Source organism: Rubeoparvulum massiliense, from assembly GCF_001049895.1.
Classification (GTDB): domain Bacteria; phylum Bacillota; class Bacilli; order Rubeoparvulales; family Rubeoparvulaceae; genus Rubeoparvulum; species Rubeoparvulum massiliense.
Genome location: NZ_CVPE01000006.1, coordinates 756,476 through 772,178 on the forward strand (window position 1 = coordinate 756,476; position 15,703 = coordinate 772,178).

General features: G+C 43.1%; 12 protein-coding genes. 5 read left to right on the top strand and 7 right to left on the bottom strand.

The genetic code is table 11. The features are described 5' to 3' along the window. Nucleotides 1-6 precede the first annotated feature (6 nt). Nucleotides 7-3,057, top strand: coding sequence for an efflux RND transporter permease subunit (locus tag BN1691_RS11475; RefSeq protein WP_048602343.1), 3,051 nt, complete (start codon nt 7-9; stop codon nt 3,055-3,057). 42 nt (nt 3,058-3,099) lie between these two features. Next, nucleotides 3,100-4,041, top strand: coding sequence for a polysaccharide deacetylase family protein (locus BN1691_RS11480; RefSeq protein WP_048602344.1), 942 nt, complete (start codon nt 3,100-3,102; stop codon nt 4,039-4,041). A 19-nt stretch (nt 4,042-4,060) separates the two neighbouring features. On the opposite strand, the gene BN1691_RS11485 is transcribed toward BN1691_RS11480, so the two are convergent. From BN1691_RS11485 to BN1691_RS11505, 5 genes are all read right to left on the bottom strand, one after another. Continuing rightward, nucleotides 4,061-4,555: a hypothetical protein gene (locus tag BN1691_RS11485; RefSeq protein WP_048602345.1), complete on the bottom strand. Its 495-nt coding sequence runs from the start codon at nt 4,553-4,555 to the stop codon at nt 4,061-4,063. 123 nt (nt 4,556-4,678) lie between these two features. After that, a complete protein-coding gene (locus tag BN1691_RS11490; RefSeq protein ID WP_048602346.1) occupies nt 4,679-5,524 on the bottom strand; it encodes a LysM peptidoglycan-binding domain-containing protein in 846 nt (281 codons plus the stop codon). 85 nt (nt 5,525-5,609) lie between these two features. After that, nucleotides 5,610-6,215 (bottom strand): CPBP family intramembrane glutamic endopeptidase, encoded by a 606-nt coding sequence (locus BN1691_RS11495; protein ID WP_048602347.1) that lies wholly within the window; start codon nt 6,213-6,215, stop codon nt 5,610-5,612. Nucleotides 6,216-6,230: 15 nt separating this feature from the next. After that, nucleotides 6,231-7,805, bottom strand: a complete 1,575-nt coding sequence (locus BN1691_RS11500; protein WP_048602348.1) for a RecQ family ATP-dependent DNA helicase — start codon at nt 7,803-7,805, stop codon at nt 6,231-6,233. Further along, nucleotides 7,802-8,920: a helix-turn-helix domain-containing protein gene (locus BN1691_RS11505; RefSeq protein WP_187116878.1), complete on the bottom strand. Its 1,119-nt coding sequence runs from the start codon at nt 8,918-8,920 to the stop codon at nt 7,802-7,804. Before BN1691_RS11505 ends, BN1691_RS11500 begins: the two co-directional genes overlap by 4 nt. 243 nt (nt 8,921-9,163) lie before the next feature. Here BN1691_RS11505 and BN1691_RS11510 point away from each other — a divergent pair, with 243 nt between their 5' ends. Together BN1691_RS11510 and BN1691_RS11515 are read left to right on the top strand one after the other, a co-directional pair. After that, entirely contained in the window at nt 9,164-10,075 is a 912-nt protein-coding gene (locus tag BN1691_RS11510; protein ID WP_048602350.1) for a hypothetical protein, read from the top strand. Between the two features lie 100 nt (nt 10,076-10,175). Continuing rightward, nucleotides 10,176-10,517 (top strand): hypothetical protein, encoded by a 342-nt coding sequence (locus tag BN1691_RS11515; RefSeq protein WP_048602351.1) that lies wholly within the window; start codon nt 10,176-10,178, stop codon nt 10,515-10,517. A 126-nt stretch (nt 10,518-10,643) separates the two neighbouring features. Here BN1691_RS11515 and BN1691_RS11520 read toward each other — a convergent pair whose 3' ends face one another. Next, nucleotides 10,644-12,011 (bottom strand): ATP-binding protein, encoded by a 1,368-nt coding sequence (locus tag BN1691_RS11520; RefSeq protein ID WP_187116879.1) that lies wholly within the window; start codon nt 12,009-12,011, stop codon nt 10,644-10,646. 504 nt (nt 12,012-12,515) lie between these two features. Further along, nucleotides 12,516-14,330: a 5'-nucleotidase C-terminal domain-containing protein gene (locus BN1691_RS11525; RefSeq protein ID WP_076850184.1), complete on the bottom strand. Its 1,815-nt coding sequence runs from the start codon at nt 14,328-14,330 to the stop codon at nt 12,516-12,518. Nucleotides 14,331-14,561: 231 nt separating this feature from the next. Between BN1691_RS11525 and BN1691_RS11530 the strand changes: the two genes are divergently transcribed. Continuing rightward, nucleotides 14,562-15,680 carry a YheC/YheD family endospore coat-associated protein gene (locus tag BN1691_RS11530; RefSeq protein WP_048602353.1) on the top strand — a complete coding sequence of 373 codons (1,119 nt, stop codon included), beginning with the start codon at nt 14,562-14,564 and terminating at the stop codon, nt 15,678-15,680. Nucleotides 15,681-15,703: the final 23 nt, after the last annotated feature.

Here is a 15,703-nt window from a genome sequence, read left to right on the forward strand (position 1 = left end):
AAACCTATGAAGCTTGTTAATTTAGCCATCTATCGTCCAATTGCCACAACCATGCTTGTCCTCGTATTAACGATGATGGGGATCTTTGCGTGGATTCAAATGCCAGTGGATCTCTTCCCGCCCCTTTCCTTCCCAATTCTTGCCGTTCTAACTCCCATGGAAGGGGCCTCTCCCACAGAGGTAGAAAACTTCATCTCCATCCCTCTTGAAAAAATCTTGACCACCGTTCCTTATGTCAAGCGGATACAATCTCGCAGTACTATGGGATACTCTTTGCTTACACTGGAATTCGAGTGGAAAACCAATATGGATTTGGCTGCTTTGCAAGTACGTGAAACCATCGACTTGATTTTGGGAACTCTACCTCGAGAAATTAAAAAGCCCTCTGTATTTCGCTTTAATCCACAGATGTTACCTATTATGGAGCTTGCCATCACAAGCAAGGATTTGACGCTGGAGCAACTCAGCTATCTTGTGGTAGAAACGATCCAACCTTCCCTCGAAGCAATCCCAGGAATTGCCCAAGTTCAAACAGATGGTCGCTTCACTTCTCAAGTGATCCTCGGGATCAATGCATCAGACTTAGCAAGTACTGGCGTCTCTCCTCAAGAGTTGCTGCAATGGATCCAATTGCAGAATCAGATGATCCCTGCTGGAACCATCGAAGAGAATCATCGACAATATCCGTTACGCTATGAAGGGAACTTGCAATCCATCGATCATTTGCGAAAGCTGCTAATTCCCACACCAAAATCAGGGCCTCGTTTTCTTGAAGAATTGGTTTCTATCACCTATGAGCAACGCCCCAATCCGCCTTTAATTTTCCTGAATGGTAAGCCTTCCATTCAAATTGCTCTAACGAAAATGAGTGATACCAATACCCTATATGTCACCGAGCAGATCTTAAAGCGTCTTGCATCCTTACAGGAGAATGCTTCATTTCAAGCAATGCCTATCTACAGCCAAGCTAATTACATCGAAGAAGCGTTAGACAATGTGAAGCAGAATATCTATCTCGGCTCCACTCTGGCAATTGGTATTCTCTTTTTCTTTTTACGCCGTTGGCAGAGTATCCTTGTTATTTCGCTAGCTATCCCCTTTTCCATTATCGTCACTCTACTCTCCCTTTTTTTTCTAAAGCAATCGATCAATATTCTCACACTAGGTGGTCTAGCTTTAGGCGTAGGTCTGATGGTAGATAACTCCATTATTGTGTATGAAAATATCCATCGTTATCGTCAACTTGGTTTATCATCCCGTGATAGTGCACACAAAGGAACTATGGAGGTGGCTTATCCTGTACTAGCATCCACCCTTACAACCATCGCTGTTTTTGTACCCCTCCTATTTATTAAGGGAATTACAGCTCAGATCCTGCATCCCCTATCTTTTAGCATCATCTTTTCACTACTAGCATCTTTGCTTGGCGCTTACCTACTTGTTCCCATGATCGCTGCACATGAGCAGAATAAAAAACAGTGGCTAAAAAAGACTGAATCTTGGATTGAAAGCTGGAAAAAAACATATCAAAGCTTGCTACGCTTCGCCTTGAAATACCCAAAGCTGACCATTAGTATCCTGGTCACTCTTATTCTAGCGAGCCTGCCTCTTTATTTTTTCTTAGGGAAAGAATTCCTACCACCTGAGAAGCAAAACCTTGCAAGGGTAGAGATTCGCCTTCCACCGGGGACAGACATTGAGAAAACAAAGGAAGTGACGCTAAATATCGATCACCAATTAAGTTTATTTTCCCAAGAGATCAAATCCCGCCATATCCAAGTAGGAGAACGTCCGCTGCTTGGACAAGATCAGGTAATCACTCCCCATCGCGGACGTATTACCATTACGCCCCATTCAGCATGGAGTTCATCACAGGAAGTGATGGAGTTAGTTGATACGCTGCGAATGAAGCTACAAGCACCACCTGGTGTTCGGCTTGAGGTAAAGCCCTTTAATCTTCAACAGGAAGGACGCGATCAGCAACTACAACTTCAAATATTAGGGAACGACATGGAGCAGCTACAAAGAATTGCAGTAAAGATAAATGAGAAGCTTGAAAAGATTAGTGGTATTAGTCATGTGCAATCAACAGCCGATGAAGAACATCCTGAATATGTTCTAAAGGCTGACCCGATCTCCACTAGCTTTCATGGTCTCCACCCAGGGCTTATCCTACAACAAATTCTTCAGCAAACAAAAAAAGAGCTGGTGACTCAGCTCCAAATTGGTGATCATTGGGTTCCTGTGATCATGCAACCCAAGTCTCATCCCTCTTTATATCATTTGAAGCAAACCGATATTCTCACGCCTCAAGGCGCCATGCAGCCATTAAGTAACTTTGTTCAATCTAAAGAAGCTCGAGTACCTAACACGATTCAACGTATGCATCATCAGCGCCAACTTTTAATCACTATTCATCTTCATGAAATCGATGTTGGCACTGCGATGAAGCAGCTGCGCCAAGAGTTGAAGCATTTTCCACTCCCTCCTGGCTACTCGATCTCCTTCACTGGTGAAGTGGAGCAGATGGGTCAAGCCTTATCCAATCTAAGTATGGCACTGGTCATCTCCATCTTGCTGGTCTATATGCTTCTGGCTGCACAATTCGAATCACTCTATCTACCCTTTCTCATTATCTTAGCCATTCCCTCTACCTGTATCGGTGTCCTGGTTGGGCTCACCCTCTTTGACCAGCCCTTAGGCGTTCCAGCCTTTATTGGAATGCTGATCTTAGCTGGATTGACAGTGAATAGTTCCATTATTATGATCACCTTCCTTGAACAACTACGAGAAGAAGGAATCCCTCTGGAAGAGGCTGTAATAAAAGCAGGGATAACACGCTTACGCCCCATTAGTATGACCGTGCTGACAACGATTCTTGGGCTCTTTCCAACCATGATGGGCTGGGGGGATGGCACACAATTGCTACAGCCTATGGCGACTGTAGTGATCTTTGGGCTACTTACCTCTACACTACTCACACTTTTCGCCATTCCTACCACCTATTTTCTCATTGAATCAAAGAAACTAAGACGCAAATCCCAGTCTAGCTTATGATATACTAAAAATAATGATGTAAAAGGCTGGGAGTGGATGGCGTTGCACAGAGACAAATGGAAGTGGATCATTACAAGTATCATCTTCATCTTGATGATCGTGCTGTTTCCTGGTTGTGCTAACAGTGAGCCGATGGGAGGAGAACCGCTTACAGAGAATATATCCCATTCAAGCGCATCACCGCTTGATCAAGGATCAACAGAGGAAAAGGAAGGGCTCGCTGATACCCCTGAAGATCCCATCATTGCTGAGGAAGAGATTGCTGCTGAGGATGGTCCCCAATTTGCTATCCATAATGGAATTGAGGATGTTATTCCAGCAGGTCAATGGTATAAAATCTACCCAGTCAATGGCGAGGATGAGCCTGAGGGAAAGTATGCCCTGCTTACCATTGATGATGCTCCCAAAGGCGAGACCACATTAAAGCTCCTTGATGCACTGGATCAATATGATGCCAAGGCGATCTTTTTCGTCAATGGAATCTATGCTGAACAGAATCCTGAGCTCCTAACTGAGATCATCAAACGTGGACACATCATCGGAAACCATACCTGGAGCCATCCTAGTGTAGAAGAACAGAACAGTATGTCCGAAGAGGAGCTTCAACTAGAAATCCTCCGACTTCAAGACTATGTGGAAGAAGTAACCGGGATACGTCCAAGCTATTTTCGTCCACCACATGGCTATCGTAATCCGATCTTTCTTCAGGTCTGTGAGGATGACGGCATGCAGGTGATGAACTGGACAACAAGCTTAGAGGATTGGAAGAGAACAACAGCTGATGAAATGATCGAAAGCTTGAATGCATACTTGTCTAAGCAGGGCGCTAATATCTTAACTCATGATTTCCCTGCAACTGCTGATAATTATCTACAAATACTCCAATATTTACATGATGAAGGCTATCAGTTCATTCTTCCAACGGTTGTACAGACAGCAAGTGAAGAACGCCGCACCGTGGAAACAGCAGAAAATCCATCCTAATCTTCAGCTTAAGCCTTCGTTATAACCATTCTCTCTCTTGTACAGGGTGCAGTTCATCATTGACTGCACCCTCTCTACGTTGCGAGGAGTCTTGAATAGGTGCCAGTAGACGGATCATCCGATTTCTACGGATTGAACCTTGAATTGATTGGATGAGCACCATTGATAGTACCAATAACATAAGAATACTGGTTAGAATGGGAAAAAAGAAAAATCCTTCATAGAGACCCAGTAAGGTTAACGAGAAGATCCACAATGCAGACCATGAAAACTCTCCCCACTGCCAACCCTTACGAATCATTCCTCCAACCTGATATAAGAGATACCCCATGGATAGATAGGCGATTAGAAGTGCCATAAAAATTACAAAATAGCGAAAAGGAAAGAAGAAAAACGCGACAAACCAATCACCTGCTTGAGAAAAATCAAAGATCTCTGTACTAGGAATTAGATAATGAGCAAGCCAGATTGAGAAATATATAACAGGAAGCATCAGATAAAAAATAAAAAGCATGAATCTTCCTCCTCACATCCTTCAAGGTAGAGACAAGCATAAGGCTCCTCTAATCCTAAGGTATGTTATGGAAGATGATTCATGTCTTTAGAGCGAAAACAGAGATATGGACCTCATGCGTGATTAGTGTAATGGTGGTGCAGGAGTTGGAATTTGAATCTTCATTCCTGCCTTCAGCTGCGTTGCTGGATCAGTAATATTATTATACTCTTGCAAGAAGTTCACATACTGCCCATTATTGTAGAACTTGACAGCAATACTCCACATCGTATCGCCCTTTTGGACTTCGTAGTTCTTAATCTCCTTGTAAACAGCCTTATCCGTGCTGATGTTATTTGAGGAAGTACCGCCTGTTGTTCCCTCCTGTGATGGATTTTTCGAGAAATTGCCTCCTCCTACATTGGCATCTATAGGATTGGTGACTGAAGGATTGGTCCCGGTCAAATTACCATCGGATGCTTCTCCTGTTTGTCCATGATTTGTTTCACCAGGTGTTGTGGTTGAACCATTCTCTACACCTGCATTGCTACTATTATCGGTAGTGCTCGAGTTTGTCCCCTCTACATTCTCTATAGTTTTCGGTGGCACATTCGCTTCCTTCGTACTCTGATCATCCTTCAAAGCAGAGATTGCCCAGATCGTACCACTAATAAAAAGAATAGCAATAAGACCAGCATACAATGCTTTCTTCTTAATTCGGATGGTACGATTACTAAAACGTCGTGAATCTTCTTGTGATTCTCTTCGTTCCTTCCGCGTAGGAAGTTGATCAATGACCGTATCCCGGTTATAAAGGGGATCAGCGTAGGCATAAGATGCTTCTTCCTCAGTGTACTGGGAGGGACGACGTTCGCGGTTAGCCTGTAACAGTTTTTCCCGTTCCACTCGTTCCCGCTCACGTAGCTGTTGCATGAGCTGATCCAGATCTAGAGATTTCTGTTCTTCTCTCGCCTGTTTTTCTTGTTCCATGCCTCATCTCTCCACCTAATATATTCTTCTCTGACTAAAAACGGTTATTTGTTGTTCTTCATTCGCCTTTTAAGTATAAAATCCTTCATATTTCGTCTTTTTGATAAAAAGATTTGGGTAACCAACGAAAACGAAGCATTAAAGCCTGTACAAAATCGATTAAAAAGTGTGCAAGAATCGATGCATTGAGATTACCTGTCACTTCATAAAGGAGAGCTAATAGCAGACTTACACCGAAGACAAATAAAAGAGGAATCGGATGATGTAGGTAGCGAACATGTACCACGGTAAAGATGAGACTGCTCCACCATAGACCGATGGAGGCTTGGATAATTCCTCGAAATAATATTTCCTCACTAAATGCTACCAACAGACAGATGAGGATAATCTCCAGCACAGGCCGATGGCGAAATAGCATCTCATTGATGCCACCATCATCGAACCACTCTTTCCTTCCATAGCGCATGAGCACCTGGTCAACGATGAGGACAAGTAGTCCTACGCTACTCCCCATCCATAGGGATCTCCACCAGTTTTCAGTGCAAAACCAGTTCTCTAGTATGGTACCAATCGGAGTTTGAATAAAAAGCAGCACAATGAAGGATATCAGTAGGAGTAGTCCTTGGGATAGATAAAGATTGAGCCGAATCGCTTGCTCGCCAAGCATTCGCCAATCCTTTGGCTGTCTCATCTCTTTCACATTCCTTTATAAGGGTAGAATTGTTTGTAAATATTGCTCAAGATCCCACTCATCCTGCTGAGGGGAAAAAGCTGCTTGCTTCACTATCCTAGCATAGTGTTGACGATCAATTCCACAGATTGCACAACAGTCTTGATGATAGACAGTTTCATCGTCATCAAAGTAACGATTAACCATCTGGCGCATACAGCTTGTTCCAGTTAGCAAAGAAAGCATGGACTGCCATTGGTCAATTCTCTCAGCACGACGAATGGCGAAACGCTTCATCAATTGCTCCCCATACTCCACGAAACGCTGTCTCATCTCTTGTGAAGAGGATGATAGCTGCACCCACCCTTCCTCTCGTTCAAGATGAGCCTGCCACCAACCATATAGCATGCCATATCGAAGAATTAACTCCACCTTTGAGCTTGAAAGCCCTGAAATTAATGAGGAAGGAATGAACAGTCTTAAATCGCTACCCTCACGAATCAACGGGCCTTGCAAAAGCTGGGTAAAGAAAACCTGTACCTCTTCCTGGGAAGGAAGTTCATGAAAAGTCCTCTCGCCATTCCGTTTTAGATCATGGGGTGTAAAGAGGATGGCGGTGTATGCTGGCTGCTGATCACGACCTGCCCTACCAACCTCTTGAACATAGGCTTCCAACGAGGTTGGTGGCGAAAAATGTAGAACGAAACGAACATCACTCTTATTGATACCCATGCCAAATGCACTTGTTGCTACCACCACATCGAGATTACTTTGCTGAAACTGAATCTGAATAATCCGCCGTTCTTCACTAGACATACCCGCATGATAGCTGGCCACCCGTACTGAAGGCAGAGATACTTGGAGCTGTGAGGCAAGCTGGTCTGCATCCTGACGTGTTGTAGCATAGATAATACCAGGAGATTGAAGCTCCGTCACGATTTGCTCTACCATGGTTATTTTCTCTATGCCGTCCCTACAGTGAATACGATCGAAGGCAATGTTGGGACGATTTACACCATGTAGCACTTCCACCATAGGTCCATCAGCAAACAGATAGGTTTTAATATCTTGTCGTACCCTTTTGGTGGCTGTCGCAGTAAAGGCTGCAACCGTAAGCTGCGGAAAAACCTTTAGAAATTGAACGATTCCAAGGTACTCAGGACGAAAGTCATGTCCCCATTGGGAAATACAGTGGGCTTCATCAACAATTAATCGTCTAAGATCACAGCGTTTACAGAGCTCGATAAACTGTGGCTGTAATAAGCGCTCTGGTGATAGATAGACCAGACGATAAGCCCCTTGTAGCATCCTGCGCTCACGTACTTTTCGTTCACTAGGATTAAGATGACTATTTAATGTAGTGACTTCTCGGATCCCCCGCTCCCGAAGCTGTAGGACCTGATCCTCCATGAGAGAGATCAACGGTGTGATAACCAAGGTGATTCCCTCTTCCATCAATGCAGGCAACTGATAGCATAAGGATTTACCGCTTGCAGTAGGGAGCATGGCAAGGATTGATTTTCCTGCCAAGATCCCCGCGATAATCTCTTCTTGACCTGTACGGAATTGAGGATATCCAAACCATCGATATAAAGCTTTCTCCATCCTCATCGATCCATCCACCCCATCCGACTTAAAACCAAGCGAATCTGAAAATAATTAGCCTGTCCACCGAGGTGTTCCTTGATGGGCGCTAGTCGCCTAGTCTGTAACTGTTGGGCTTGTTCTATAATCGCCTGTTCCAATTGGGGGTTTACATATGGTTGAATCGTGAAGGCGGGGATCTTACAAGCAATCTCCACCAGATGATCCTCCACTGTTCCTAGCTTAAGTTGCCGCTTCTCTGCTAGCCAGGATAGAAGCTGAGTAGTAGGGCCCTGATATTGTTGAAGTAAACCATATGTTACTCGTGTGGAAGCGGTAAGTAGGCTCGTAGGATCAGTAAACCTTGGGCTAAGCAAGCGCTGTAGGATGGGAGAATCAGTTACCTCTATCTGCTTCCAAAAGGCTGCATTTAAAACCTGGAAGTAGAGCTGCGCTTCCATCCCATCTTCCAATTGCAGGTGATGAGCTATTTGGGTATAAGTACGTGCAGAAATTCCAAGACCACCGAGACGTAAGAGTAGCAGCTGCTGCTCATAGGGCTTCCATTTGTGTAAGATCTGTGCCAATTCCTGACGAAGCTGACTGCCAAGCTGCTGATACTCATCATGGCTCTGAATTCCCCTCAGGAAGATCTTCACACGCTGTTGAATCTCTGAATGCTCAATAACAGGAAGGAAAGTGGAGATTCCTTGCATTTTGTGAGAGCAGACCTGCGTCAAGAGCTGTAAGGTTTGCCACTGAACCTCAACTGTTTCTTGCAGAAACCCATTCCGTTCCTCGATTCGCTGAAAAAAAAGCATGGTTGTATCTGTTTTGAACCACTGGCGATAGCATTCATCTCCTGCAGTGGTTAGCTGGAATGAAGAATGATTTTTCCGATGATTATCGTGCACGAGCCCTTCATTCAAAAACTGTTCATACCACATATCGAGCTGTTCATCGCGAATAAAGGGGAGCAGCTGATAATAGGGAACTAGACCATAGTACCACGTATCCTGAATGGTCTGTTGTGTTTTCCTCCCTCTGAGCACTGCTTTTATCATGGCGAATGAACGTTCCTCTTTGATCTGCACCATACAATGTAAAAGTAGTCCCAACATTAAAGGTAAGGTTTTATTCATGATCCTTGCACCTTCATCCTCTTCTAAACAAGTTTCGCAATCGCTCAGCATTAAGCTCTCCATTTACCCTTTATTGTAACAAATTATCCCTAGGTGTTGTTGAAAATAGTATGAGATACCACTAATGGCCAACTCTTTCTACTACTTCTTTCCTATTAATTCATCATAGCATTTCTTTTTATCTAATAATTATCTATACTAAAGAAAGAAACTGCAGATACCGCCCTGTTTGGAGGATGCAATATGAATGGAAAATTAGGAAAAAAAGATTATCTACTCATCGTTATTATCGTTTCGTTTGTCCTTTTTTTTATGTTTGGATTTCTTTTGGGTGGAACTGTCATGAAGAGTCGCGTATCTGCCCACTATCAAGGGATCATCGATGAGATGAATGCAGAGAATATCAGAGGGGTAGCCACCTATCCTGAGACAGATTTCACTCAATTCTATCATGGCGTTCTTAGTCCATATCTAATTTTTGAAAAAGAATACATACAGTTCCGTTCCCATCTCCAAGTCTCTAGCACGGATATTGATCTATTGGCTGAAGCCTCTGAATTAAAAAAGCTAGCACAGAAAACACATGAAGAAATGAATGGCATCACCTTCGATGACCAATCGCCCCTACTCCAAGAAGCACAAAAGCAGTATCTAATTGCCATGGAATCTTATGAAGAAGCTCTTTCCACTTCCTTTAAGGGTAAACTACAGGATGTAAAAAAACGGTTCACATCACTAGAAAGTAAGCAGCAGGCAGAAACTGCCTCCCTCCGTGGCCAAACTCTCTTCTATGAAGCCATCATGACTTGGGAGACACTACAGCGACCTTTTCTTGCTCAATTAACACAACAGGATTGGTCCAATGCCAACTTCACCACTTGGAAAACATGGAGTGTGAACCAAAAAAACTATGCTATTGCAGCAATTCTTGAAAATAAAGGTCTGTTAAGTTCCTATCAACCAGAAGATCTCACATATCATCTAGACCATTATCTACGCTCCGCAACAGAGCAGGAGCTTACCCAGTATCAACTTATTGATTTAATCCTGATGTATCATAAGGCAGATGCCATTGTACCTGGACAGTTTAAAGCGCAACGAAGTACTTATTATGCTGATGAGATTCTACCGCTCATCCCCATCTTCTGGAAATAGGTTAAACCTTGATAGAGCAGGCATATAGATGCCTGCTCTTCTTCATTTCCCAACACCATTGGATGTTAAGGATCATAGAATAAAAACGAGGTGAGGAGGGATGAAGCAAGGCAATAATGGAAATAGGAAGCGTAACAAGCAGGAAAACGAGAAGCAAAATGAGAGCGGACAGGGCAAGCAAAATTGTACCTCTGATCATCCTTTCAAGCAGCTCCTCACCGGTAAAAAGATAGAGCTAGTCACCGCTGCTCTTCTCATACAAGGGAAGCTGACCGTTGACCAAGTAGCACTGGATCGTAAAGGTGGCGTGACAGTGGCATTAGTAGGTCAATTTCAAAAGCAAGAGAGTAAGAATACAACAGATCTCTTTAATTTCTTTGATAGCCATGGCAATATGACCATGGATGAGGTATTTGATGCACTAAAAAAGAAAGTTACGTAAGGGGTGTAGGGTATGTCATCAATTGAGCCTGAACAATTGGCAGATGCCTTTTTCATTGTCCTTTTCTTATTACTAGCCATTTTCGGCGAAACTTCTCCTCCTGCAGTGGGTGATGTAATTATTGAGCTATGAGCCTTCCTCTTGAAGCATCCCGCGATCCTTCGTTTTGATCAGTGGTAAATAAAGACGAAATGTAGTTCCTACGCCTAATTCACTTTCAACCTCAAGATCTCCATCATGATCTTGAATAATTTTATATGAAATCGGTAGTCCAAGACCTGTTCCCTCTTCCTTTGTTGTATAAAAAGGGTGAAAGATCTTCTCGGTCTCCTCCTTCGTCATCCCACGGCCTGTATCCGCGATTTCTACCATACCCTTTCCATTCTTCTCTCCTAAGCGGATCGTTAGGATCCCATTGGCCTCCATGGCATCTAAGCCATTTTTCACCAAGTTTAAAATCACTTGGACGATTTTATCTTTATCTACACACACCTCTAAGGAGTGTAGGGCTGGTTGAATCACTAATTCATGTCCTAGGTAGACGGCTTGGGAGAGCGTGAGCTGATGGACACGGTCTACACATTCTTGGAGTGTACAAAGGCGAAAGTTTTTTGGTGCTGGCTTTGAAAACTGTAGAAATTCTGAGGTTAATTGATTGATACGATTAATCTCAGCCATGATTACCCCATACCAGGGCTCGATTTGATACGAATTGGATTTGGCAATTTGTACAAATCCCTTGATGGCTGTTAGTGGATTACGAATCTCATGAGCCATACCAGCAGCTAGTTCCCCTACAACACGTAACTTTTCAGAGCGCTGCATATCTTCCTCACGCTTCAACCAGTTCGCCCGTTTCATTAAGAAAAGCTTCTGTTCTGTAATGGTGATCAATTCTTGCTTGTTATCCGCCTCTTCTGGAAAAAGCGTATATCCATAGGTGATAGGCATCCCCATGATCATCGGCGTTTCACTTTCGAGAATCGGGGCCAGTCGTTCTTCAAGATCATCTTCTTCCATCACACGTAAGACCACTGCAAATTCGTCGCCCCCATACCGCGCAATGCAATAGGCCTCAGGAAAAAGCTTCGTTAATTGATTAGAAAAGTCCTTCAGTAGATGATTCACACCCTCAAAACCTTGCTCCATATTCAATGACTTAAGATTGGTACAATCAATGAAAAGTAGTACAAACCGAGTGTCTCGCTCAATGAGTCGATTTAAGCGCTGGTGTAAAGAAGCAAAATTAAGTAAGCCGGTGAGTGCATCATGGGTAAATAGATGATGATTCTCTTCCTTTACCTCAATATTCTCTTTAATAATTCTCTTAAGATAGTGGTGAAAGCTAATATACCAGATAAATAGGATCAGCTGCATAAAAAGTGTAAGTGGATGAAAAAGATGAGAAGTATCACTAATGAAGGTTATCAGTAAGTAGAGAAGTAGATGAAGGATGGCGAGCTTCCATAAGGGTATTTTTAACCTGAATTCCATCGTCAGCTTACTCATCATAAATAAATAGAGGAGTATAACCGCTTCGTTTTGGACCATATAGTGAAAGAGGACAAGAAGAAGGTATGAACTCCAATAAAACCAAGTATGTTTCTTTTCTAGGAGTAAGCTTCCCACGAATAAAGGCATAATCAACCAAAGGTACTCCCCATATCGAATCCAAGTATGACCATAAGAAAGGGAAACCAAGTAAATCGAGAAAAGGACAATACTAACACGAACAAACAAGCTAATCACTCCGTTATTCAAACAGAATCTAACTTTGATTCAATGCCATCATCTCTTTACATAATATTTTTTACTACTAACATAATACAAGAAAGCTGGTGCTTTTTCCTCCTTTTAAGTTAGATTTTTCTATATTTTTCTTACTGAACCCTTCCTATCTATCAGCACAGTACAGCATTGCTTTTTTAAATAAGTATATTCTTATGAAAAAAGGGTAGCCAATAGGCCACCCTTTTTGATTTCTAACTCAAGCTCGCATTATTTAGCAGGAACGAATAACTGCTGACCTGGGAAAATGAGATGTGGATTCTTCAGATTATTCCACTTAGCTAGCTCTTGCCATGTGGTACCAAAGGAATGAGCAATCTTCCAAAGCACATCGCCAGATTTAATAATATAGGTCTGCTTCTTCACCTCTGGCTTACTTGGTTGCTCTACTGTAGATGCAGCAGGCTGTTCAACAGTAGGTTGGTCAACTACTGGCTGCTCCACTGGTGCAGGCTCTGTGACAGGAGCATCCACAACAGGCTCTTCCTTCACCTCATTGTTGATCACAGTAACTGGTGAATCAGCCAATTGGAGGCTCTCCTGTTTCCCTAAGTAGGCAATCACTGCTTCATCCAATGCAGGATGCTCACTTAATAATGGAGAGTCACCCAACATTGTATATCCATCTCCACCATATGCCATGAAGTCATTGGTTGCAAGGAGATACTCTTTATTTACATCTAATGGCTCACCATTCACGGTAATCTCTACAATCCGAGAGCCAGCTGGCTTGGATGCATCAAAGGTATATTTCATCCCACCAACTTGGGGGAAAGCACCTTTCGTTGCAGGATAATCAGAGATCCCATGCTCTAGTGCTGCTAGAATATCTGCACCTTTTACCTTTTTGGAAACAATATAGTTCCCAAAGGGTAGAACTGTTTGGACTTGCCCCATGGTAATTTCACCAGGCTCAATGGAAGCACGGATTCCACCACCATTGGTAATAGCCACTTCAGCACCTGTTAAATCGAGCATTGCATCAGTGATCAAGGTACCAAGATTGGTTTGGCTGGTCCGAACCAATTCTCGTGTCCCTTCAAGGTGAACATCAAGCTTCCCAACTACCTTGGAAGTTATCTCTTTCTGTGCTTCCTGTGTTTCTTCAATGAGAGCTTTTACCTCAGGATCCACTGCCACGTCAGCAGTCTCTTCCTTGGTAATTAGTTTTCCTACTTTGTTGACTAATTTCTTATCTTGGAATGTTAAGGTGACTACACCTAAATTATTGCCATAGTATCCAGCCTGAACAAGTAAAGCATCACCAATGTTCTCATTGAGCTCTTGATGACTATGTCCGTCTACGATCACATCGATCCCTTTTACTTTCTCTGCAACCATTTTACTGGTCACTTCGCTGGATTCATCAGCACCCAAATGTACGAGGGCAATGATCACATCAGCTTTACCTTCTAGTTCCTTCACCATCGCTTCAGCTTTGGCAACTGGATCAGTAAACTCCACACCTTCTACATTCTTGGGATGAGTCTTCGTTTTGGTCTCTGGTGTTGATAAGCCAAAAATGGCTACCTTAATACCATCCAGCTCTTTGATCACATAAGGAGTGAGGAGTGACTTCCCATCCTTCTCCACATTCGCACCCAATACAGGGAAGTTAGCTACTTTTGTCAATTCTAGTAAGCGTTCATAACCATAATTAAAATCATGATTCCCAGCAGTTAGTGCATCATAACCAAGAGCATTGTAGAAGCGAACGATGCTCTCACCACGTTCAATGGTAGCGATTGTTTGACCATGAATAGCATCACCAGCATCTAAGAGTAAGAGATTTGGATTCTCCTCCCGATACTGCTTCACCAAGGTTGCTACCTTAGATAAGCCAATCTCATCATTGCCTAGACCCACTCGTGCATGCACATCATTGGTATGTAAGATCGTGATTGTAGTCTCTGCTTTCGCATCTGGAGTTGCTTCAGCAGCTGCATTCAACCCAGTAAAGGTGAATACCAATGCAAGTGCTAGCAAGCTTGTTAGAGCTCTTTTTAGCCAAAGTTGCATCTTCATTCTCATTTTTTCCTCCTTCTATATTTTTTTATTTCAATATAGAATCATAGATTTTTCACCTATCATTCCATATCGAAGACGAAGTGGAAATCTTACCTATTACCATCATAAGAGTCTCACTTCCACTCTGTCAATATCTGGCTACATTAGAAAAATCAATGATGAATAATTCTCAAAATTGCATACAATGTAAAGAGTTTAATTGGTCCATATGGAAAAGGAGTGAAATAGATGCCTTTATTCTGTTTAGGCGTCATTGTATACATACGACAGGGACGGTTTGAAGAGGGCTCGGAACGAAGATACTTTCAGGAGATGACACGCTTAGGTCAAACCTTAGGGATCAATTTAATCTTTCTCCCTCCATGGCAAAAACGAAACCTAGATGGGAAATTGATGGGCTTTCGCTATTTACTTAACGAAAAACGTTGGTCAAGTGGTGACTACTCCCGACCCCAACTCTTATTAGATCGTTATCGCGTGTTACGGTCACCACTATTTCACCATTACCTGCGTTTTCGTAAGGAGATCAAAATCCCCATCCTTAACAATCGGATGGGGAACAAATGGCTCGTTCATCGGATCCTCAGTGCTGATCAGGAGATGGTCTCTCACTTACCAGAGACCCACTTAATTGAGTCCTCTCAGCAACTGATCCAAATGATGCAACATCATCGTAGGCTCTTTATCAAGCCCATCAATGGAACAGGTGGTCGCCATATTCTCCAGGTTAGCAAGCAAGCTTCGCACTTCAGCATTCATGGACGGAGCGGAACAAACTCACTCATCCATTATCCTGTAGTCCATTCAGCACATTTACTTTCCCTGCTTCGTCACCTACTCCCACGGGAACGAAAATTTATCGTACAACAAGGGATCAATCTTGGCTTACTGCCACGCTCTGTGATCGATTTTCGCTTATTACTACAGAAGGATGGCCAAGGAGAATGGAAGGAGACAGCAATCATCGGCAAGGTTGCGCCACACTCTCATGTCACAACCAACCTTCATGGCGGTGGAAGAGCCATGTGGGCTGATCAGTTCCTCAAGCGCCACTTCACAGCTGAGCAATACCACCATATTCGTGTACAATTACAACGGTTAGGAGTGAAGATTCCCCTTCTTCTGGAAAACCATTTTGGCTCCCTTGTGGAGCTCGGGGTGGATGTAGGAATTGATGTGAATGGACACTGTTGGATTATTGAGGTGAATCCAAAGCCTGGTCGTGTGATCCTTCAACGGATGGGGCGTTCTATCTACGAGAAAACCACACTCCATCCCCTTCTCTATGCTCGCTATGCTTATGAGAATTTAATGGAGTCAGAAGATAGGAACATTACCGATGAATAGATAAAACGGGGCCATCGTAGCCC